Here is a 21,453-nt window from a genome sequence, read left to right on the forward strand (position 1 = left end):
TTGGGGCTATTACGTTTACTACCACCATTTCCTCTGAAAATTTGTTCTTATGAAAAGAAACATCCTGGCGTTTATCGCAGTCATGTTGACGGTATGCATCGGTGCCCAGCAATCACAGGCACAGTTAAAACGGTTCAGTATCGGTCCCTATGTGGAAGCCGGTTTTCCTACCGGTGATTTCAGCAACTCCCACAAGCCTGGTTTCGGCGTAGGGCTAGGCGCTGATGTAAAACTCGTGGCCGGTCTGACCGCCGTAGGTTCTGTCGGATTTATGTATTTCAAAGGCAAAACCGACAATAACATCAATTATGCTTCAGCGAAGGTAATACCGGTAAGACTCGGTCTTCGTTACACCCTGGTATCTATCCTGTATGTAAAAGCAGAAGGTGGTACTGTTAACTTCACCGGCGATTACAACAACGGTACCGGCGCGCTGTTTGCTCCCGGCATCGGCATCCGCCTGCTCGGCCTGGATGTGGAAGGTAAATATGAAGCCTGGTTTAAAGACGGCACCCATGGATTCTGGGGCCTGAAAGCAGGATATAATTTCTAATTGATTAAAGGCACCTGCCAGGTGACATAAATTTTAGTTGAGCCATCAACAGACAGAAAAGGAGAAGATTTCGATCTTCTCCTTTTCTATTTGGTGAAATCAGGATTAACCCAACCCTCAGATAAACCTCGGCACAAACCCACCCTGTGTACATCCCGGCACAGGAATGATGTTATCCCCGCTCTGATCTACGTTTGGCAGGTTCATAATATCAGGATACCATGTTTTCCGTAATGCGGGGTCCAATGCTGCCAGCTCCACCAATACATGGTAGCCTCCCCTGGTTTCCATCACCGTCAGGCAGGAAGGGTTCACAAACTCTTTTATTTGCGCCAGGATAGCGGGGTCTTTGGCATCCACATCGATATCTATGTAGTATTTGTTGCTGCAGGACTGCTGGATGGCGCTCATTACTTCCTGGTGCGGATTTTTTGCGCTGGCATTGGCCTGAATATTCTGGGCGAAAGCCACCAGTGAGCTGAAAGTAGCTTTCCAGAGGTCGCGGGGATTGACGCTGATGTACAACGCCAGCGCTTCCTGCGGAATGGAAATGCCCCGTTGGGTATAAGCGCCCACGGCGCACTCCAGCTGACGGATTTTCTCCAGCATACTTTCTTTGGTACTGGTAAAACGTTTCAGTTGCTGTTTATCCGATTTAAACCCGTGGCCCTCTTCCAGGTATTTGGTACGGGCCAGCAGGGACAGGTAGTACTGTTCCTGTTCATTACACACAGGAAGCCAGTCGATGAAGGCTTTCAGGGCATCTTCATCATGGATGATCTTATAATTCATGGCATTGATTAAAAAAAGGTGGCTGTCCAGGTACGTTCGAAAGAAGCGTCCGGCGCCAGCCGGTTGATGCCTTCTTTCTCCGCCAGTTCCCCGGTGGCGGCTACATTGTCTGCGATACCGCACCACGGCTCTATGCATACGAAGTCAGCGTTCTTTGCCGCCCAGATGCCCATGAAGGGGAATCCGCCGAAGGTTACGCTGAGACCATGTGGCGTTTTACCGCTGTTGATGCTGATGGTGTCGGAGGCCAGCTCTTTGAAGACGAGCGCATCTTCGAGGAACAGTGATTTTTTCAGGGGCAGGTGCTGTGTATGGTCCAGCAGGGGGACGGACTGCAGTTCTATCTGTCCACCGGGCGACAACGGATAGCGGCCTGCTGTTTCGGTTTTATTGAACGTGAGATGATAGTCTTCATAACCGGTACCTGCCACGAGCGGCACATTAAACGCCGGATGACCGCCTACGGAGAACAGTAGTTCTTTATTGTCAGTATTTTGTACGTGGTAGGTTACGCTCAGGGTATCGCCTTCCAGGGCGTAGCCAACGCGAAAATCGAACCGGAACGGGTATACGGCCCTGGTAGCGTCGTTGTCCGTCAACCGGAAGACCACTTCCGTAGCGGACTGTGTCAGTACTTCAAACACCTGTTCTCGGGCGAAGCCATGCCTGCCCAGCGTGTAGCTGTTACCGTTATAAGTGTAGGTATTATCTTTCAACCCGCCTACGATAGGAAACAGTACCGGGCTTTTTTTACCCCATATGGCAGGATCGCCGCCCCATAGGTATTCCAGTCCGTTGTCTTTGCGGATAATATGTTGCAGTTCTGCGCCCGTGGCAGCCAGTGATACTGTCAGCTGATCGTTGGAAATAGTTATCATACGTGTAAAGCCTTAGAAAAACGAAGATAAACAAAAATTAACGCGTTCGGCTGCCTGCTGTTCGCTTCATCCATGCTATCTTTGTGCTCTTAAAAGCAGTTTCATATGGAATCATTACAAGGAAAAAAGGTGCTGATCACCGGCGGCGGCAAAGGTATCGGACGTGCCGTAGCGGTGGCCCTGGCACAGGAAGGGGCAGACATTGCTTTAATAGGACGTAGCGAAGCGCCGTTACAGGAAGTGGTTGCTGCACTCGCCGGCACCGGCGTAAAGGCGGCCTATGCCATTGCTGACGTGGGCGTGATGGAAGAAGTGGACAAAGCCGTGGCCAGTCTCACACAACAACTGGGCAGCATAGACATCCTGATCAACAACGCCGGCATCGCCGCTTTCGGCGGTTTCATGGACCTCACGCCTGCGCAGTGGGAAGACATTATCCGGGTGAACCTGCTCGGCGTGTACTACGTTACCCGCGCTGTATTACCTGCTATGATCGACCGTAAGTCCGGTGATATCATCAACATATCTTCTACTGCCGGTCAACGCGGCGCTCCGCTCACCAGCGCTTACAGCGCCTCCAAGTTCGGCCTGCTCGGTCTTACCGAATCGCTGATGCTGGAAGTGAGAAAACATAATATCCGTGTGAGTGCGCTGACGCCCAGTACTATCGCTACAGACATGGCCAAAGAGCTGAACCTGACGGATGGCAACCCGGAGAAGGTATTACAGCCGGAAGATCTTGCCGAGCTGATTGTAGCACAACTGAAAATGAACAGAAGGGTGTTGCTGAAAACAGCGTCTATCTGGTCTACCAACCCATAACTGTGCGCTGCATGATGAATACTGATCCGCGTGATGCGCGGAGACGACAAAGATGAGCGAAGATGGTATCAAACATACGAAGGCCGGCCCTCAGGGGCCGGCCTTTCTTTTTTAAGTTATCATAGCCCCGGACTGAGCCTGGGAATGATATATATAATGGGTTAGTCAGTGACTGTTGTTAAGCCGTACGATTTCTTTTGACAACGCAAATTTAATGCCCAGAATAGCGAGGATGTTATCCATCTTGTCGAAGTTTTTGCCGAAGGCGGCTACTGCATAAAAGCTGTCGCTGATCATGAAGTTGGTCACAAGCGCGAGACGGTCGTAGCTCTGCCCCTCTTTAAGATCGCGGCGATTCACATATTCGGCGGAGAGATCAAAGCGGCCTTTCTGGTAGTTGGCAGAGAGGCCATAGTCCAGCAGCTGGCTGTTGTAGGGAAAGCTGCCAGCGGCTACGTCCTGGCTGTTCCAGATGTAGCGGCCGAGGGCGATGAAATCGAGCGGGAATTTACCTGGCGCCCAGCGGATATTGGTCCAGATACCGGAGCGGTTGGAGGCGAGGTCCTTAAACCGGTTGCCCGGTGCGCTACCTGCCAGGGCGCCTGCCAGTTCCACGATGATGAGGCCTTTGTTCCGTTGTACGTCGAACATATCCCGCAGTTCCGCATTCTTTTGGGCCAGCGCCACGGTATCCAGCTGTGACGGATCTTCCACGGCCAGCAGTGCTTCTATTTCCTTTTTCTTCTGCAGCATGGCATCGCGGTTGCGGCGGTAATAGAACCGGAACACCTGCGTACGGAAGCCCGCGGAAATGCTGGTGCTGGTATCTGTCCTGAAAGTGGCCGCAGAGACGTTGAACGTTTGCAACAGGGGAAATTTATTGTTCAGGTACCGCTCAAATGTGAGGTTAGGTTTGTTGGTCAGCCAGTAAGGCGTAACATCCACCGCACCGCCCTGCCAGAGGTTGATCAGGCTGATGCCAAAGGCTTTGGGATTGGTGGGTTTATCGATGGCTGCCGGCGCCTTGTCCGCCAGCACCAGTCCGGGTGACGAAGGCATGGTCATATCGGATATCTTCAGGGAATCCTTTAACTGGGCATAGCCGGGATGGGTGGCTGCCAGGAGCAACACCCACCAGAATAACTTTTTCATGGTTTACTTAAAATTAAAGTCCAGCAAAAAAGACATGATGTCCCCGTCTGTTTTTACTTCATCCTGATAGAGGAGAACAGATGGGTTACAGGCGCTGATAGCGTAGGTAACGACAATTCCGTTGGTGAGGCTGTTGGTATCCAGCACGTTGGTGGTCACCTTCAGCGTTTTCCCTTTCAGGTCAGCTGCAGTGCCCAGCCGGAGGTTACGGATTTCGCCCTTGGACAAGGCCGCAGGATCTTTGTCGAAGCGTACCACGCTGGCGCCAATCTGGGCATTACCGATGGTAATGTTAAGGATAACGTCCGATCCCGGGTTAACGGTAAGGTCGGCACTCTCCTTTCGTTTTCTGATGGCCATAGGATATTCAATTACAAATTACGAATTACGAATGAGGGGTTCCATTACGGAAGGTTGATACAAAGATAGGTCGCTACTACGCAGGGTATCTGCACTAGCGCAAAGCGCTTAGCCATCCGGCCACAAAAAGCAGCACTTCCTGCCGGTTTAATTCATTATGAAGTTCATGATAGTCGCCCGGCCACTCACGGTAAGTCAGCAGGCTGGCGGGGGCCCTTTCGGCGAAGATGCGGGAGCCTTCTACCGCAGTGAAAGCGTCGTCGCCTCCATGGATCAGCAGCGAACGGATCTTCAGCGTGGAAGCTTCTTCCAGGCACCAAAGGCCGTTCCGTATCATATCATGGGCCAGCCGGACACTCATTTTATCGTGCCGGAGCGGGTTTTGGCGGAATTTCTCCACTTCGTCCGGATCGCGGGATACTTTGGTGATGTCCAGCCCCTGGTTTAACCGCAGGTTAGGCACGACTTTATTCAGTACCCGCAGCAGTCCCCGCAGAAATGCGCCGGGGCGTTTGCCCACGATCAGCGCCGGCGCCGAGATTACGGCTCCGAGGATATCAGGCGTACGGTGCAGCAGGAAACCTGTCAGCAGGCCGCCGCCCATGCTATGCCCGTACATGACCACCGGTTGCTGGTACAGCTCTTTTGTATACGCGAGAAAAGCCGCTTCATAGTCGAACATATAGTCGAAGCCGGGCGTAGCCCCCCTTTTACCATCGGTTTTACCATGACCGTAATGATCGATACCCAGCACCGCATATCCCTCTCCGTTAAAAAAACGGGCCACGTGATCGTACCTGCCTACGTCTTCGCCGATGCCATGTACGATGATCATCACCCGGCTGAAATGCTCAGGTATCCAGCTGATGCCGTGAAAACGGGTATTCCGGAATGACCAGTAGAATTCGTTCATGCCAGCGAATATAAACCATTTATTCCTATGCAAAATTTCCGTTCGTTATGCAGCTGTTTTTATATTTTTGCGGTCTTATCAACTTAAATCCGACACACAGCATGAGTCAAGCGGACAAAGACGCCCCGGTATACAGCATCCCCCTGAGCTACCGGAAAATGGAAAATCTGCATATCGTATTCTGGTTATTAAAAGATATCAGCTGGTGTATGATCTGGAAACCGTTGGGAGTGGCCATGATCTTTCCCACGCTTATTATCTCCCTGGTCATTGCCTGGCGCACCAGGCAGTTCATGTCGGAGTTATGCCATAATGTGGCTATCTCGCTATGGATATCGGCCAACTCCTACTGGATGATCAGCGAGTTCTTCCACTTTGATGCGCACGTGATATGGGGAGAGATCACCTATAAACATGTGGCGCTGGTCCCTTTTGTGTCGGGCCTGCTCATCCTGGCTTACTATTACCTCTGGTATCATCCCAGGCATAAAGAAACCGAAGAAATTATGTCATAACGTGTTGTGCTATTAAAGAGGCAATTGGAATGACAATTAAAAATATGTAAATAGATCTGTGTAAATCATCTACCTTATTCAAATCCTTTCATAGATCTCCACACTTACCTCATCTCCTGCTTCTTTTTTAATAGCTTTACGGGTTTTGGCATTAACTCCAAGCAGGTGAGTACCATCTTTAACGGGGAGAAAAGAGTTTTCAAACAGCTGGCCATCTATTTTGCCGCGTACTTTTACGGGTTGCCTGGTACCGAATGCATCCGCTACACCATCCCAAACGATATAGGTCCAGGCGCCTTTGCCGGTACCGATTTGCAGTTTTGTTCTGATCTTTGCAATTATTTTCTGTGCCATGATTTTGTTTCTAAGATTTTAGGAAATGGGTTAAAACCGATAATACCACTTCCGGGGCAGGCATATGGTCCTGGCCTTTGAGCAGGGTGTAGGCAGCATGCGGGATGGCGGCCTTCAATTGCAGCGCCACTTCCTGAATGGATTCAGGGCTTTTTTCGCCTACAATGATTTGGGTGGGCGTTGTAAGCGAAGCCAGCTCATTTACAGGCGCCAGGGTGCTTGCCAGCGTGGTATCGTAGGCCAGTGTGGGAGCCAGCGCCACCATGGCCGACCAATCGGGGTAAAAACTGTCAAATGCTTCTTGGGGGATACCGATACCTTCCAGGAACCCGGTGATGGCTTCCTGATTTTTTCCCTCATCCAGCAGTTGGTACAATTCACTGCTTAGGCCCTTAAACTCTTCGAGATAGGCTTTGTTATGGGAATAGGCGGCGTCGTAGATGACCAGTTTAGTCACTTTACTGCCCAAAGCCATAGCAGCCTTTAGCGCCAGGATAGCGCCGGAAGAGTGACCATACAGATATCCCTGGCCTCCCGCCGCATCTATCATTGCTTCAATGTCTTCTACCTCCCGTTCTACTGCATAAGGCAAAGTGTTACCGCTATCGCCACGGCCACGGCGGTCGTAGTTATACACGGTAAATTCTTCAGAAAAGACCGATACATCGTATAATACCGGGTTAAACTGCCGGTAGCAGGTAGCCCCTGTAATGTAGATCAATGCCGGGCCTTTGCCGGTAACATCGTAGGCCAGTTTAGTTCCATCTTTGGATCGTGTTGTCTTCATCGTAATATGTTTTTAACGTTTAACTTTCAAGACAAAGATAGAACGGCCATTTACCCTTACTTGGTTCAAAACCCGTTTTGAATGGTAAATTTACCTGGTGTATTGGTTCCTGTATTCCAAAGGGGTGGCGCCTGCATTTTTCTTAAAGAACTTATTAAAATTTGCCGGGTCAGAAAAATTAAGCTGGTAGCAGATCTCAGTTATATCCAGATCGGTGTATAATATCAGCGACTTTGCCTCGGCAACTATTCTCTGGTGAATGTGGAACAGGGCGTTTTGTCCTGTGGCTATTTTGATATATTCAGAAAGATATTTAGGAGTAATGGAAAGCATATCGGCATATTCATTTACCGTTCTCCGTTCTACATAATTATCATTGACCAGCTGAAGGAATTGTTTCAACAAAACTGATTCAGGTTTTGTGATACGTTCCCGCTGTTGGGTGAGCTGTGCGAAGCCTCTTAATTGATAAAGTATTGCCAGTATTTTTAAAGCGGCCACTGTATGTTGTTTATCATCAGCGTTTGTATAGGCAGCGAAGATATCTTCAAAGGCAAGAGAGAACTCATCATACTTTTCCTGCGACAGCTCAAAAAAATGAGTTTGCTGCACATCAAAAAAGGGGAATTGCTTTTCAAAATCCGGCTTGAAGAAGGAAAAACAGGGCAACTTAAAGTAGATAAGATAGCCGTAAGCATGTTCCGTGTTGTAGAAGCTGGATAGGAGCCCCGGAGCCTGGAAAACAAGAGAGCTGTTCATCCGCATCTCTTTCATATTATCATATACGATCCGGGATTCACCTACCCCGCTCATCAACGCCATAAAATAAAAGGATCTTCTGAACGGGGGTTTATAGAACTTTTTAACATCCCTTCCTTTATCTACCCGGAAACAAAACAGGTTAGGGTCATCTGTTCTGTCAGGAAATGGTGTACTGGCAAAAAACTCATTGATATCATCATAAAAGGGAATAACACCCTTAGAATTACCCATTATTTATATATTAATGTGTTGTGCTATTAAAGAGGCAACTTGAATGATAATTAAAAATATGTATATAGATGTGAGATAAAAAATATTGTGCGCAGTACTGGTAAATAACTACAATACCTAAACGATCCATGCGCAACATTAGTAACGAATTTCAGGAAATTCTATAGCATTTGCAAAGAGATCTTTGAAAAAGAAGCAAATAGCCGGAACAACGGTACCATCCAGCAGGTAAGCATTACCAAGGCCAATGTTCAAGATATCAATTTTCTGAAGGAACTTGATCGTTATGTCATAAAAAAAGCGAAGACCGGAGCCTTCGCTTTTTTTGTATTTGCCTTTGTTCGTCAGATAGCATCTGATAAGGAGGTGAACGTAAAATCACGCAGTTTCATGGGCGGGAGGATAGCACTCTGGTTGCTTTCCCCGCTGACAGCCCTCTCAGGCCTGCCCAGCGCTTCCACGTTATTCAGCATGATCACCGGGCTTTCATTGAACCGGAAATTTTTCACCGGGTGTTTAATCACGCCGTTCTCGATGTAAAAAGTCCCGTCGCGGGTAAGGCCCGTAAACAACAGTGTCTGCGGATCTACGGGGCGGATGTACCAGAGGCGTGTCACCAGTATCCCCTTCTCGGTGCTTTTGATCAGATCTTCCAGCGAAGCAGTGCCGCCTTCCATGATAAATGCATCCGGCGACGGAATGGCTTTTACGTTGTCTTTCTGCGCCCAGTAACGGGAGTAGTACATATTTTTCACCGTTCCTTTTTCGATCCAGGTGATTTTTTCCTGTGGCCGTCCGTCGTTATTGTAGCAGGAAGTGGGCATATCCGGATGCCAGGGATCTGAATAGATCGTCACCTGGTCGTCCATGAGTTTTTCCCCCAGCTTGGTTTTACCGCCGGCTTTGCTAAGGAAGCTCCTTCCTTCTTCCGCACTGCGTGCGTCCATACTGCCGATAAGCTGTTCGATCAGTACGATGGCCGCTGCCGGTTCGAGGATGACCGTATACTTGCCCGGTTCGATGGCTTTAGCGCCTTTGGACCCGGTGGCTTTCTGTGATGCGATGCTGGTGTCTTTAGACACGTCCAGCTTGCTGACGTCGTTGTATGCTTTGGAAGCGTAACCGGAGCCGGTGCCATCTTCCGAGCGGACCGTGATACTGAAATTGATCTCTGTTGAGCTGTTGTAAGCGAACAGGCCTTTGGAGTTCATCATAGCGGAAGAGGCCACACTGTTTTCCAGGAAGCCGGCGGCCACCAGTTTATTTTGTTTGGTGATGGTGAGGCTTTTGGCAACAGCGTCTGCACGGAAGGCAGGATCTATGGCGGCGGTGTCCTTGTTATAACCACCGGAAGCTTCGCCATATTGCTGCGGCCCCAGGATGGGCATGTATTCCGGGTTTTCCGGCGCCAGGCGGGCCAGTTCTTCCGCTCTTCTGACTACTTTTTCCAGGGAGGCGTCATCGAATTCATTGATGGTGGCAGTGCCCAGTTTTTTCCCGAAGGCGGAAGACACCACCAGCATGCTTTTGCTATTAGCGCCGCTGGTAGACACTTCATTACGGGCATAACGCACATTGCCGGAGTCGCCACTATAAATAGACACTTCGCACTCGTCTGCTTTTGAATAGGCAAGCACTTTTTTCAATAATGCCTGTGCTGCTTCTTTAGTGAGTATCGGCATATATTAAATTTTTCTAGCTGTATTAATAACGTTTACGCCATTGAAGCGGGCGGTCGCTGAGCCGTGGGATACGGCGCTCACCTGTGAGGGCTGGCCTTTTCCGTCGAAGAAGGAACCGCCGAGGCGGTAGTCTCTCTTGTCGGCGATCGCTTTACAGGAGTTCCAGAACTCCTGGGTATTGCTTTGGTAAGCCACGTCTTTGAGCATGCCTACGATCTGACCGTTTTTGATCTCATAGAAGAGCTGTCCGCCAAACTGGAAGTTGTAGCGTTGCTGGTCGATGGAGAAGGAGCCGTCGCCGGCGATGAAGATGCCTCTCTCCACGTTTTTGATCAGCTCTGCGGGGGTCAGGGACGCGGCGCCGGGTTGCAGCGAAACGTTGGCCATACGCTGGAACTGCACGTCTGACCAGCTTTGCGAGTAACAACAGCCCTGTGATTGTTTCAGGCCGATGATATGCGCCTGATCACGGATCGCCTGATAGTTGACCAGCACACCGTCTTTGATCAGGTCCCACTTCTGGGTGGCCACGCCTTCGTCGTCATACCCTACGGCGCCAAGAGAACCGGGTTGTGTTTTATCGGCGACGATATTGACCAGGGGGCTGCCGAACTGGAATTTTTTGCTTTCCCATTTGTCGAGCGTGAGGAAGCTGGTGCCGGCGAAATTCGCCTCATAGCCCAGTACGCGGTCCAGTTCTGTAGGGTGTCCTACCGATTCGTGGATGGTGAGCCAGAGATGGGAAGGGTCCAGTACCAGGTCATATTTGCCCGGTTCGACGGATTTGGCCTTCAGCTTCTCTCCCACCTGTGTGCCGGCGAGGCGGGCGTCTTCCAGCATGTCATAACGGTCACGGTATAACGTAGTCACACCATGAATTTTATCTGATTCCCGCGGGATCATGTATTCATATCCCATACCGCGGGGAGAGCTGAGGGCATTGCGTGTTTCGAACTTGCCGGTGGCCTTGTCGATCTTGGTGATCTGGAATGTAGGCCAGATGCGGTGTACATCCTGATCGATGTAAGACCCGTCGGAAGAGGCGAAGTATTTCTGTTCGTTCACGAGAAACATAAACGAGCCTACGTAGTCGGCTCCGCCTTTCATGGCTACGTCGCTGACGGAAAGCAGCAAGTCTGCTTTTTCTTTGACAGGCACGTCAAAGGCATTTTTTTCGATGGGGGTTTTCCAGCTGACTTCTCCATAGCCTTTTTGCGGGGCGAGTTGTACGGGGGTCGTCAGCAGGCGGGCGTTTTCTTTGGCGATCGCCACGGCGGTAGCGGCGGCGCGGGCGATGCTGTCTTTGTCCATCTGGTCGGTGGAGGCAAAGCCCCAGCTACCGTTGGCCAGCACACGGATACCGATGCCGTAGGATTCTGTGTTGACCACATTCTCCACTTTGTCTTCCCGGGTGATGATAAACTGGTTGAGATAACGGCCTATGCGTACATCGGTATAGGTAGCGCCTTTGCTGCGGGCGGCGTTGAGCGCCACGTCGGCGAGCTCTTTTTTCTTCGCCACGTCGATGGCATACCAGGGGGCTTCCAGCGGAACGGCTTTTCCGATGATCGGTATCTGGGACAGCAGTCCTGCGCCCAGCCCGAGGCCTGTGTAATGGAGGAATTCTCTTCTTTTCATTATAGCAGGATTAAAGGATGTGAATGGGGTATGATAACCTGTTAAATTGCGTCTGAGAGGGACGTAAAAGTAAAGTCCCTGATTTTCATCGGCGGGATCAGAAAACTCCGGTAAGACTCGATGCTGAGGCTTCTTTCCGTTTTTCCCAGTGCCTCCACGTTGTTGAGCATGATCACGGGGCTTTCGTTAAAGCGGAGGTTTTTAATCGGGTATTTGATCTCACCGTTTTCGATGTAGAAAGTCCCGTCGCGGGTAAGGCCTGTCAGCAGCAGCGTCTGCGCGTCCACGAGGCGGATATACCAGAGGCGGGACACCAGGATGCCTTTCTCCGTGCTTTTGATCAGCTCCTCCAGCGTTGCGGTACCGCCTTCCATGATGATATTGGAGGGCATTGGTACTGGCTGAACACCTTTGTTTTTTGCCCAATACTGGGAATAAGCGAGATTTTTGACCACTCCTTTATCGATCCATGTTGTTTTTTCCAGCGGGAATCCTTCACGGTTCCAGGTATCGGCGGGAAGATCGGGATGAAAGGGATCGGAGTAGATGGTCACCTTATCATCCATGAGTTGCTCCCCGATACGGTTGCCGCCACCGGGTTTGCTCATGAAGCTGCGGCCTTCATCGGCGTTACGGGCATCCAGGCCGCGGAACATGTTTTCCAGCATGTAGGTCGCTGCTACCGGTTCGAGGATGACGGTGTATTTGCCAGGTTCAATCGCTTTGGCGCCGGCGGAGCTGTTGGCTTTGGCAGCGGCTATCCTGGTAGCGGCGAGCGTATCCAGGCGGCTGACATCATTAAATCCGCGTGCCGCGAAACCGGAGCCGGTACCGGCACTGTTGCGGGTGGTGATGGTAAAGACCACGTTAGTATCTGTCTCGTAGGCAAAGAGTCCTTTGGAGTTGAGTATCGCTGAGAAACTGGTGGTGTTCTCAATAAATCCTGCGGCTTCCAGCTGTGCTTCTTTGGCCGCCTGTATGCTTTGAGCCACAGCGTCTGCACGGGTATCGGGCGTGATGGCGGCGGTAGCCGGCACATATGTTTTAGACGCTTTAAAATCCACCGGTCCGCGCAGCGGCATGTATTCCGGGTTCTCCGGCGCCAGGCGCGCCAGTTCTTCCGCGCGGTGCACCACCCTTTCGAGAGCGGCATCATCAAACTCGTTGATGGTGGCGGTACCGGAACGTTTACCAAAATAGGAGGTAACGGAGAGGATGGTATTATCGATATCACCTGCGGTGGAAATAGCGTTACGTGCATAGCGGATATTACCGCCCTCTTCCCCGCGGAGCGACACTTCGCACTCATCTGCTTTGGAATGGGCCAACACTTTTTGCAGTAATGCTTTTGCTGCTTCTTTTTTAAATATAGCCATGTGCGTTAGATCAGATTTTTCTTGCTGTGTTAATAACATTTACACCATTAAAACGGGTTGTGGAACTGCCATGGGACACGGCGTTGGACTGGCCCGGCTGTCCCTTGCCATCATTGAAGGCGCCGCCGAGACGGTAGTCGCTCTTGTCTGCGATGGCGGTGCAGCTGTTCCAGAACTCCTGTGTATTGGCCTGATAGGCCACATCTTTCAGCATACCGGCAATTTTTCCGTCTTTGATTTCGTAGAATGTCTGTCCGCCGAACTGGAAGTTGTACCGCTGCTGATCGATGGAGAAGGAGCCGTCGCCGATGATGTAGATGCCTTTTTCCACGTTTTTGATCATATCGTCCACGCTGAGTTTTTCTTTTCCCGGTTGCAGCGATACGTTGGGCATACGCTGGAACTGTACGTCTGCCCAGCTTTGGGCGTAGCAACATCCCTGTGAGTGATCGAGGCCGATGATATGTGCCTGATCACGGATCGCCTGGTAGTTGACCAGCACGCCGTCTTTGATCAGGTCCCATTGACCGCATTGCACACCTTCATCGTCATAGCCTACGGCGCCGAGGGAGCCGGGTTGCAGTTTATCCGCCACTACGTTGACCAGCTTGCTGCCAAACTGGAAATTGCGTGACTTCCATTTATCCAGGGTGAGGAAGCTGGTGCCGGCGTAGTTGGCTTCGTAGCCCAGCACGCGGTCCAGCTCCGTGGGATGTGCCACCGATTCATGGATAGTGAGCCAGAGGTGGGAAGGGTCCAGCACCAGGTCGTATTTACCCGGTTCCACGGACTTGGCTTTTAGTTTCTGGTCCACATCTGCGGTAGCATTTTTTACGTCTTCCAGCATATCGTACCGGTCTTTGTAACGGGTAACGATACCGCCGACTTTATTGTCTGCCGTGGGTGTCAGGTATTCATATCCCATACCTACGGGAGAGCTGAGAGATTTACGGGTTTCGAATTTGCCGCTGGCGCGGTCTATCTTGGTGACCGTAAAGGTGGGGAACAGGCGATGGATGTCCTGATCGATATAAGAGCCGTCCGTAGACGCAAAATATTTCTGTTCGTTGATAGCCAGGATAGCGGAATTGACGAAGTTGGCGCCGCCTTTCATGGCGATGCTGTTCACGTTAAGGAGCAGGTCCACTTTATCTTTCACCGGTATGGTGAAGGCGCTTTGCACGATAGGTGTTTTCCATGACACCTCGCCATAACCTTTCTGCGGGGCGAGCTGCACCGGCGTGGTGGTTACGCGGGAGTTGGCTTTTGCCACAGCGACCGCTCGTTCCGCCGCTTTCGCGATGGCCTCTTTGGTGACGGTGTTGGTAGCAGCGAATCCCCAACAGCCGTTAGCGATCACACGGATACCTACGCCAAAGGATTCCGCATTGGCGATGTTCTGCACGCGGGCTTCACGGGTCACAACAAACTGGTTGAGGTACCTGCCGATGCGTACATCTGCATAGGTCGCTCCTTTGCTGCGGGCGGTATTAAGCGCCACATCTGCCAGTTGTTTCTTGAGTTTTACGTCTATACCATCATTGAGAAAGCGTGATGGGTCGACGGGTGTGCCGAAAGCGGGAAGATTCGGCAGGACGAGTGCTCCCAGCCCCATAGCGGATAGCTGGATAAAGTCTTTACGTTTCAATGGAAAGTCCTCCGGTTTAGTTTGGTTTAGATTCTAGTTGACAGCGGGTATCTGTGATTCCATGCACCATTAACAGCATGGCGATGCAATTCTCATGAGCATAAAACCTCGTAACCCCTAATAGCATCCTAAGCTAATTTTTTTTTCTTACTTTTTTCAGCCACTCGTCACATTTTCTTTTCCCACCATAAAAAGATGAGCGTAAAGAATAAGGGCATCAGCCACCACAGGGGCGACAATGGCAGGAGGCTTGTCTGCCGGAGCGGTGTGGGTACTGAGGAAGGGTGCATAGCCCGTAAATTTTTCCAGTCATCATCCCGGAAGATATAATTCCAGGAAACGCTGGTCCCGGTGTTGATCTGTTGCCAGCCGGTCTTCTGCGGCCACCAGGTACCGCTATGCCGGTACGGCAGCCAGGGATGCTGCGCCAGTGACAACCTGATGCCACCAGCCTGTAAGGTTGGTATGGCAGCGGTTTCCAGCTGCAGGTCCAGTGGCTGATATACCCTCGCGATGGCCGGATGGACGGTTACTTTCTCAACAGTGGCCTTTTTCCGGGCGGCAGCCTCCAGCAAAGCGGACCAATACTGACCGTAGGCAGCGGGCTGTCCTTCCAGCTGCCAGCTGTAGGTGTTAAAAAGATGGCTGCGCACCAGTTTACCTGCGCCTGCCAGCGATACCGTCACATAAGCGCGATGCAGGCTGTCGGTTACCAATGGCAGCTGCCCGTTGCCTGACGGCAACACCTGTCCCGGATCGGTGTACAGGACCGGTAAGCGGCGTCCGGAGCGGAGCTTCAACTGAAGGGGACGCGGCTGCGTTCCGGCGCTGTCTGCTTTAAGCACCAGGCCGATGCCGGCCTCCTCAAGGCGGGCACGGGTACCTCTATCGATAGCGCCGGCCTGGGAGATCACAACATCGAATTTATCGAGTAAGGCTGGTGTGAGCACATCGAGCGACTGCTGCGGAAAATTGGAGAACCGCAGCAGGTATTTATTTTTGGCAACCAACGTACGCATCGCCACTGCGTTCCCCTGCTGTACCAGCCAGTCGGCCAGGAAACGATTTTCAAAATCGGGGGCCTGCGCCAGAAAAAGCACGGTCAGCGGGGTGACAGGCATCACTTCCAGCGGCAACGGTTGTTGTTCCAGCGTATCTTTCCCGGCCATAGCGGTGATGCGGTATACCGCTCTGCCCTGGTGCAGGGGCAGGGCGCTGAGGGAAAAGGAAGACTCCTGCTGAGGCGCTATCACCAGAGAATCCAGGGTAGTATCAAAACCGGCCAGCCGCAGGATGACGGGTCGGGTAGTATTATTCCGGTATCTTCCCTGCACCTGCCATTCGGCACCGGCTGACAGGCGGCGGGGCCAGTCGCAGGCGACGATGCCCGCTGCCGGGGTAGCAGCTTTCACAGCGGGGCGCGGCGGCGCCTCTTCACGGGAGACGTATAAGGGCCAGCCAGCCACAACCAGGCACGCCACAGCTACCAGCGTAACGACGATACGTGCTGCCAGCCGTCCTTTCTTAGGACGGCGTACCTCTTGTATGATCAGCCAGCCGGCGACGATGACGCCGGCTACCAACAAAAAGTAGTTCCAGGTGGTCATGGCGTACCGGTTTTAAGGTTATGAAAGTAGTGTTGCGGCAGTGACGGCGATACCGGCGCCGGTGTGCGCTGCGGCTGCAACGGCGGTGCTGTCAGTATTTTTTGCAGTCCCCGTTGAGCGGTACGTATATCCTTCTCCGTGCTTTTAAGCGTTTGTATGCGGCGCATCGCTTCCAGCGCCGGCAGGTACGCTGCAGGCGTAGCAGCCGCCTGTGTTGTCAGCAGCTGCTGCGCTTCCCGGAGCACGGCCGCATGACCGCCGGTATCACCGGCTTTCATGGCATCGAGCGCCGCTAAGGCCTGTCGGACTTTCAGCAGCTGGTCCTGGTAGGCGGCCGTTTCTTTTTGCTGCCGTGGCCGGATCTTGTCCTGCTCGCCCGTGAGCCGCTTCTCCGGCTTCAGCGGCGTGGTTTTAACGCCCGTTTTGGCGACGTACACGCGGGACTGCTGCTGGAGGTCTTTCAGCAGGCGCAGCGCCTTATAAGCGAATGGTAATGCTTCCTGCGGTTTATACAACCGTAACTGCAATTCTGACTTCCACATCTCCGTCAGGGTCGCTTTCAGCTGTTTTTTGATCTCCGGATCGAAGAAGGTAGCGTCTTCTGCGTTGTCATGTTTGTCCGTAAACTCGTCCAGCACTTTGGCGGCGTTGCCGAAGTCCCCGGGGTCCACTCCTTCATGCGCTTCTTTTCCGTGATGATCATGACCATGGTCATGATCATCGTGTCCTTCTTCCGCCGCTACGCGGGGATCTCCTACGTTGGACTCCGATTCTTCACCGAGGAATTTGCCATAGCGCAGGCGCAACAGCTTCTGGTCGGTGCCGAGGTCGTTACTGCGGCTGTTAAATTTTGCTGTACCGATGCTGTCTTTCTCCCGGAGCAGCTGTTCAGCATCCAGGATAATCTGGCGCTGGCTGCGGAAGTATTCCGGCTTAAAGGCCACGCCGGTCACCATGCCTTCCATACTGAAGAGCTGTGCCGTGTCCGGCAGGGTGATGATGTACACGTCTGAACGATTTTCCTGCCGCCGGGTATCGGTCACGCGTATATGAAAATACAGTTCATCGCCGGGCTTCAGTCCCATGGCGGTGAGGTTCAGTGTTTTGCTCACCTGGTACCGGGGCAGCCGGGCGCTGAAACTGTTATCGAAAGGCAGCTCCTGGTCTTTGAAGCGAACGGCTTCGCCGCTGCCGCTGGCGATCGTCAGCGCTATATGCGCGTCCCGGATGCCATAGTCATCTGTCAGGGCCGCCTGTACGTTTACTTTGGTGGATTGCCCGAATTCGATCGTCGTAAAGGGTTTGGGATTGGTGATGCGGATGACCGGCAGCTGGTCAGGGACCAACTGTAACTGGTACAGTTCAGACAGACGGTCATTCATGGACACCTGGTAGAAGCCGGATTTTCGGACAGTCCGTGTAGCCGTCCACGTAGTATGCTCCACATCAGGCTGTAATGTGAGCCGGGTGCTGTCATTGAACAACAGCGACAGTTCCTGTACTTCTTTATTGGTATGTATTTCCCATTTTATCAGGGAACTGTCGGGCGCAGTGATGTTGAATGCTGACTGGGTAAGGGCTGAGCGGCGCATATACGCCGGCGGCTGCAGGGTGATCTGTACGCCGTTAATGCCCGGCAATATTTTTTCGGGCTTCGTGGCTGGCCCCGGAGCGTTGTTAGTCGTTACCGGCAGTTTTGCCAGATAAGTATTCAACATATGCCAGCCTATTGTGAACGCCACCATAAAAGACGCTATCAGCAAAGCTTGTCGCAGTGGCCGGTAGAACTTACCGGGCAGTTGCAGGTTTTCCAGAACGGGGCTGATTTTCTCCGCTTGCAGTGTTTCCAGCAGGTTCCTGTCGGCCGCCGGTTTTAACAGCAATGCGGCGCTGTCTTCCAGTTCCGGGAATGTTTGGTTCAGGTAGCGGGCTACTTCTTCCTCCTGCAGGCGGCAGGGTTTATGCCACCACAGTTGCACGAACAGCGACAAAACACCGCCCGCTATAGCCGGGATAATACCGAACAGCGCCAGGGGAGCAGCCAGGGCTATAGACAACAAGCCATAACGCAATTGCTGGCTCCGCACCCAGCGGGTGCGGATACCGGCTATTTTCATATGACCGTTGACGTCATTCATTAGCGCTCTTTGTTTTGAATGAGAGATATCGTTCTGCACAAAACACCAGCAACAGGGCGGTCCAGGTTATTTTCTCCAATGGCGTTTCCTGTTGAGGGATGACAACCGGTTTCACGGCGACTGCCCGGGCCGGCAATACGAGTTGCCGGGTATCTATGCTGCGGCGGTCGTGTTGTTTATCGGCGGCAGCGGGATACAGCAGTTCCAGCAATTTCTCGGGAAGCTCCCCACTCCAGGGCAGTTCATTCCATGCCGGGTTAAAGTGCGTATAGAGCTGGTCTTTAGCGAGCAACGGGTTACCGTAGCTGTCCGGCCAGGCAGCACCGGTAGTATCTTCTACCGGCAGGCGCTGAAAGACGCGGATGTTGGTACCTCCGATCGTGGCAGCTATGGATTGGGGCGTACCTGCGGCATACCGGATGGTCCGTCCGGCGTTGATACCGGCTGGCAAGGGGCTGTCGGACAGCCACCAGAGGCAGTCCTGCGACGCCGGTATGGCAGATACCTGTTTTACCGTCAGCAGGTTGATTTTCCGATGGGTATATTGCTGTACCGCTTTCAGCGCGGCCGCGAGGTAGCGGGCGTCTTCCTGGTATTTATCGGTGTAAATGGTATACTGCAACGTGATAGTGTTGGCGGCGCCGGGCAATGTATCGAAGACGCTGAAGGTGGTGCCGGATGGTGTGCTCCTGCCCTGCCGGATACGGAGGCTGTCATTATCCGCCAAATACGTATAGTCGTTCCAGTTACTAACCGAATCCGGCGGTGTCATGGTTTGCCAGTGCAGGGTTAATGCTACTGCGGGCATGGGTCCGGAGAAACGGGCCAGCCGGTTGCCTGTAAAGAGGTATACCGGCAGGTCGGCCGGCACTTTTAGGGAGAGCGCCTGTAGCAGTTGCCAGTAAGTCACCCCAGCTGTATCGGGCGGAATGTCGTCTGGCCGGTGCAGGCGTGCAAAACCGGTATCGGGCGTATGCAATTGAAATCCCTGTCGCAGCAATGAATCGATCTGCGTGCGGAAAGCGGGATAGGCCGTCTGTTCCGCTATTACCCAGCCTTTTACGGTGCGGGTTGTCAGTGGCTGCCGCCATACCGGTTGAGACAACAGCAACGCCAGCAGGATGATCAGCAGGCAACGCAGCAATAGCAACCACCAGTCAGACACCCGCCAGCTGCGGGCATGCCGTACGGAAGCGGCGGAGAGCAGTTGTATACTGCTGATCCGAAGCACTTTTCCCGGGCGGCGGTGCCACAAATGGATAAACACCGGAACGGCTATTCCGGCGGCGAGCGTCATCCATATGGGTTGTAGCAGGTGCAGCAAAACTATTTTCTCATTTTATTACGCTGGTTCAGAAAATCGCGGAGGGCGGCATCCAGCGGCTCCTGCAGCAGCAGTTGCCGGTAATAGATACGCCGCTGCAGCAATTGCGTACGCAGTTGATCGTTGTATTGTTCGAGCTTTGAAGGATAGTCTGTATCGGCGATGCCTGTCAGCTCCAGCCGCTGGCCTGTTTCCAGGTCCTCTACCGCATCGTAGCCCCGGAAATCGCCGGTGCGTTCTTTTTCTCCCAACAGGTGAAATACCAGGATCTCATGGCCGAGCGCCGATAACGTTTGTAACAAAGCGGTGATTTCTCCGGATTGTTCATAATAATCGGTGATGAAAACCAGCAGTTGCCGGTTATGCGGACCGCTGAAGAGATCGCGGTACTGTGCCGGCGCTGTAAACGTACCGCCAGGTTGTATTTGCTCCAGCTGGTAATACAGGCGGGCCATGTGCTGGGCTTCCCTTCTGGCCGTCATGGTAAAAAGGCGGCCATGGTGTAGTACCGCCAGTCCGGCTGCGTCGCCCTGGAGATGCGCCAGGTAGGCGAGCGAAGCCGCGAGGTAACGGGCGTAGTCTATTTTGGAGATCCCGTCTTCCGTATGAAGCATGGAATTGCTGGCATCTATCAGGAAACTGATATCGATGCTGGTTTCCATTTCCGACTCCCGGATATAGTATCTGTCGGAGCGGGCATACATTTTCCAGTCGAGCCAGCGGAGGTCGTCTCCCGGCTGATAGCTGCGGTACTGGCTGAATTCCAGTCCGGCTCCTTTTACCCTGCTGGCGTGCATACCGGCCATAAAGCCATCCACCGCCGTTTTAGCGGCGAGCGGCAGGTCTTTGATGGCCAGCAGTACTTTCGGGTCCAGCAGATTACTCATATTGATCAGGATAAGCGGGTAGGTGTTCTTTCTACTTGTTGCAATAATTTCTCCGTCACCTTATCGGGATGTACGCCTTCCGCTTCTGCCCTGAAATTCATGAGGATGCGGTGGCGCAGCACGGGATAAGCCATGGCGGTAATATCTTCTGTGGTAGCGGCGTAGCGGCCCTGTAACAATGCATGGGCTTTGGCGGTAAGGATCAGCGCCTGACCGGCCCTTGGCCCTGCGCCCCAGCGTACCCATTCCTTTACATAGTCAACTGTGGTGGTATCGGGACGGGTGTTGCGTACCAGCCGGCTTACCCAGGATATCAGGTCAGCATCGATGGATACTTCACGCACCAGTTGCTGTAATTGTCTGATGTCATTGGCATCCAGCACCGGTTGCACTTCAACTTTACGAGTGCCGGTGGTACCGGACAGGATAGCGGTTTCTTCCTGTTCAGACGGGTAGCCGATTTTCACGTACAGCAGAAAGCGGTCCAGCTGTGCTTCGGGCAGCGGGTAAGTACCGGACTGTTCTATCGGGTTCTGGGTGGCGAGGATAAAAAACGGCCTGTCCAGTGCGTAGGTTTGTCCGGCATAGGTGACTTCAAATTCCTGCATCGCTTCCAGCAGCGCAGACTGTGTTTTAGGTGGCGTACGGTTGATTTCATCCGCCAGTATTATATTAGCAAATAAGGGCCCTTTATTGAATTTAAAAAAACGTTTGCCTGTTGCGTGATCTTCTTCCAGCACTTCCGTGCCGATGATGTCGGTGGGCATCAGGTCGGGGGTGAACTGAATCCTGCGGAAGGACAGGTGCAACGCCTGTGACAGGGTGCGCACCATCAATGTTTTGGCCAGCCCGGGCACACCTTCCAGCAGGCAATGGCCTCCTGCCAGCATGGCTACCAATACCTCGTCCAGCACGGCTTCCTGGCCAACAATAACTTTCCTGATTTCCTGTTTAAGCAGCGGTAACTTTTCCAGCAATTGTATACCCATTTGATTTTGTTCTGATTTTGGCATCGGGTTATTAAATTTCTTGCA

At 52.5% G+C, this 21,453-nt stretch carries 20 protein-coding genes and 1 pseudogene; 4 read left to right on the top strand and 17 right to left on the bottom strand.

The genetic code is table 11. The annotated features are described in order from the left end of the window. Positions 1-49 precede the first annotated feature (49 nt). A complete protein-coding gene (locus tag B5D63_RS21880) occupies positions 50-553 on the top strand; it encodes a hypothetical protein (protein WP_078670965.1) in 504 nt (167 codons plus the stop codon). Positions 554-670: 117 nt separating this feature from the next. Here the strand turns inward: B5D63_RS21880 and B5D63_RS21885 are convergent, their stop codons facing one another. Further along, a complete protein-coding gene (locus B5D63_RS21885) occupies positions 671-1,345 on the bottom strand; it encodes a hypothetical protein (protein WP_078670966.1) in 675 nt (224 codons plus the stop codon). Positions 1,346-1,353: 8 nt separating this feature from the next. Beyond that, complete coding sequence (locus B5D63_RS21890) at positions 1,354-2,223, bottom strand: aldose 1-epimerase family protein (protein ID WP_078670967.1); 870 nt, start codon at positions 2,221-2,223, stop codon at positions 1,354-1,356. Positions 2,224-2,328: 105 nt separating this feature from the next. Between B5D63_RS21890 and B5D63_RS21895 the strand changes: the two genes are divergently transcribed. After that, complete coding sequence (locus B5D63_RS21895) at positions 2,329-3,045, top strand: 3-ketoacyl-ACP reductase (RefSeq protein WP_078670968.1); 717 nt, start codon at positions 2,329-2,331, stop codon at positions 3,043-3,045. Between the two features lie 165 nt (positions 3,046-3,210). Here the strand turns inward: B5D63_RS21895 and B5D63_RS21900 are convergent, their stop codons facing one another. The 3 genes from B5D63_RS21900 to B5D63_RS21910 all read right to left on the bottom strand — a co-directional run bounded on the left by B5D63_RS21900 (position 3,211) and on the right by B5D63_RS21910 (position 5,470). Beyond that, positions 3,211-4,197, bottom strand: coding sequence for a hypothetical protein (locus tag B5D63_RS21900; protein ID WP_078670969.1), 987 nt, complete (start codon positions 4,195-4,197; stop codon positions 3,211-3,213). Positions 4,198-4,200: 3 nt separating this feature from the next. Then, entirely contained in the window at positions 4,201-4,557 is a 357-nt protein-coding gene (locus B5D63_RS21905; RefSeq protein ID WP_078670970.1) for a hypothetical protein, read from the bottom strand. 94 nt (positions 4,558-4,651) lie between these two features. Next, positions 4,652-5,470 (bottom strand): alpha/beta hydrolase, encoded by an 819-nt coding sequence (locus B5D63_RS21910; RefSeq protein WP_143313031.1) that lies wholly within the window; start codon positions 5,468-5,470, stop codon positions 4,652-4,654. A 101-nt stretch (positions 5,471-5,571) separates the two neighbouring features. Here B5D63_RS21910 and B5D63_RS21915 point away from each other — a divergent pair, with 101 nt between their 5' ends. Beyond that, positions 5,572-5,985, top strand: a complete 414-nt coding sequence (locus tag B5D63_RS21915) for a hypothetical protein (RefSeq protein WP_235021612.1) — start codon at positions 5,572-5,574, stop codon at positions 5,983-5,985. A gap of 78 nt (positions 5,986-6,063) precedes the next feature. On the opposite strand, the gene B5D63_RS21920 is transcribed toward B5D63_RS21915, so the two are convergent. The 3 genes from B5D63_RS21920 to B5D63_RS21930 all read right to left on the bottom strand — a co-directional run bounded on the left by B5D63_RS21920 (position 6,064) and on the right by B5D63_RS21930 (position 8,119). After that, positions 6,064-6,339 (bottom strand): DUF1905 domain-containing protein, encoded by a 276-nt coding sequence (locus tag B5D63_RS21920; RefSeq protein ID WP_078670972.1) that lies wholly within the window; start codon positions 6,337-6,339, stop codon positions 6,064-6,066. A gap of 10 nt (positions 6,340-6,349) precedes the next feature. Beyond that, complete coding sequence (locus B5D63_RS21925) at positions 6,350-7,126, bottom strand: alpha/beta fold hydrolase (protein WP_078670973.1); 777 nt, start codon at positions 7,124-7,126, stop codon at positions 6,350-6,352. Positions 7,127-7,216: 90 nt separating this feature from the next. Next, on the bottom strand, positions 7,217-8,119 hold the full coding sequence (locus B5D63_RS21930) for a helix-turn-helix domain-containing protein (protein ID WP_078670974.1): 903 nt from the start codon (positions 8,117-8,119) through the stop codon (positions 7,217-7,219). 207 nt (positions 8,120-8,326) lie between these two features. On the opposite strand from B5D63_RS21930, the pseudogene B5D63_RS35890 reads away from it, so the two are divergent. Then, positions 8,327-8,420, top strand: a pseudogene (locus B5D63_RS35890) (IS982 family transposase); the annotation flags it as partial. A gap of 43 nt (positions 8,421-8,463) precedes the next feature. On the opposite strand, the gene B5D63_RS21935 reads toward B5D63_RS35890, so the two are convergent. The 9 genes from B5D63_RS21935 to B5D63_RS21975 form a co-directional block, all read right to left on the bottom strand. Beyond that, on the bottom strand, positions 8,464-9,801 hold the full coding sequence (locus tag B5D63_RS21935; protein WP_078670975.1) for a TldD/PmbA family protein: 1,338 nt from the start codon (positions 9,799-9,801) through the stop codon (positions 8,464-8,466). Between the two features lie 3 nt (positions 9,802-9,804). Beyond that, positions 9,805-11,439: a TldD/PmbA family protein gene (locus B5D63_RS21940; RefSeq protein ID WP_078670976.1), complete on the bottom strand. Its 1,635-nt coding sequence runs from the start codon at positions 11,437-11,439 to the stop codon at positions 9,805-9,807. Positions 11,440-11,480: 41 nt separating this feature from the next. Continuing rightward, entirely contained in the window at positions 11,481-12,815 is a 1,335-nt protein-coding gene (locus tag B5D63_RS21945) for a TldD/PmbA family protein (protein WP_078670977.1), read from the bottom strand. Positions 12,816-12,825: 10 nt separating this feature from the next. Next, entirely contained in the window at positions 12,826-14,463 is a 1,638-nt protein-coding gene (locus B5D63_RS21950; RefSeq protein WP_078670978.1) for a TldD/PmbA family protein, read from the bottom strand. Between the two features lie 167 nt (positions 14,464-14,630). After that, on the bottom strand, positions 14,631-16,070 hold the full coding sequence (locus tag B5D63_RS21955; RefSeq protein ID WP_078670979.1) for a hypothetical protein: 1,440 nt from the start codon (positions 16,068-16,070) through the stop codon (positions 14,631-14,633). Next, the gene (locus B5D63_RS21960; protein WP_078670980.1) at positions 16,067-18,208 is read right to left on the bottom strand and encodes a DUF4175 family protein; all 2,142 of its coding nucleotides are present in this window, start codon (positions 18,206-18,208) and stop codon (positions 16,067-16,069) included. The genes B5D63_RS21955 and B5D63_RS21960 overlap by 4 nt, the downstream gene beginning before the upstream one ends. Further along, positions 18,201-19,532 carry a BatA domain-containing protein gene (locus B5D63_RS21965; RefSeq protein WP_078670981.1) on the bottom strand — a complete coding sequence of 444 codons (1,332 nt, stop codon included), beginning with the start codon at positions 19,530-19,532 and terminating at the stop codon, positions 18,201-18,203. The genes B5D63_RS21960 and B5D63_RS21965 overlap by 8 nt, the downstream gene beginning before the upstream one ends. A 2-nt stretch (positions 19,533-19,534) precedes the next feature. Beyond that, entirely contained in the window at positions 19,535-20,419 is an 885-nt protein-coding gene (locus tag B5D63_RS21970) for a DUF58 domain-containing protein (RefSeq protein ID WP_078670982.1), read from the bottom strand. Positions 20,420-20,424: 5 nt separating this feature from the next. Further along, positions 20,425-21,408 (bottom strand): AAA family ATPase, encoded by a 984-nt coding sequence (locus B5D63_RS21975; RefSeq protein WP_200817069.1) that lies wholly within the window; start codon positions 21,406-21,408, stop codon positions 20,425-20,427. Positions 21,409-21,453: the final 45 nt, after the last annotated feature.

The sequence above is a fragment of the Chitinophaga eiseniae genome (assembly GCF_900167135.1).
Taxonomy (GTDB): Bacteria; Bacteroidota; Bacteroidia; order Chitinophagales; family Chitinophagaceae; genus Chitinophaga; species Chitinophaga eiseniae.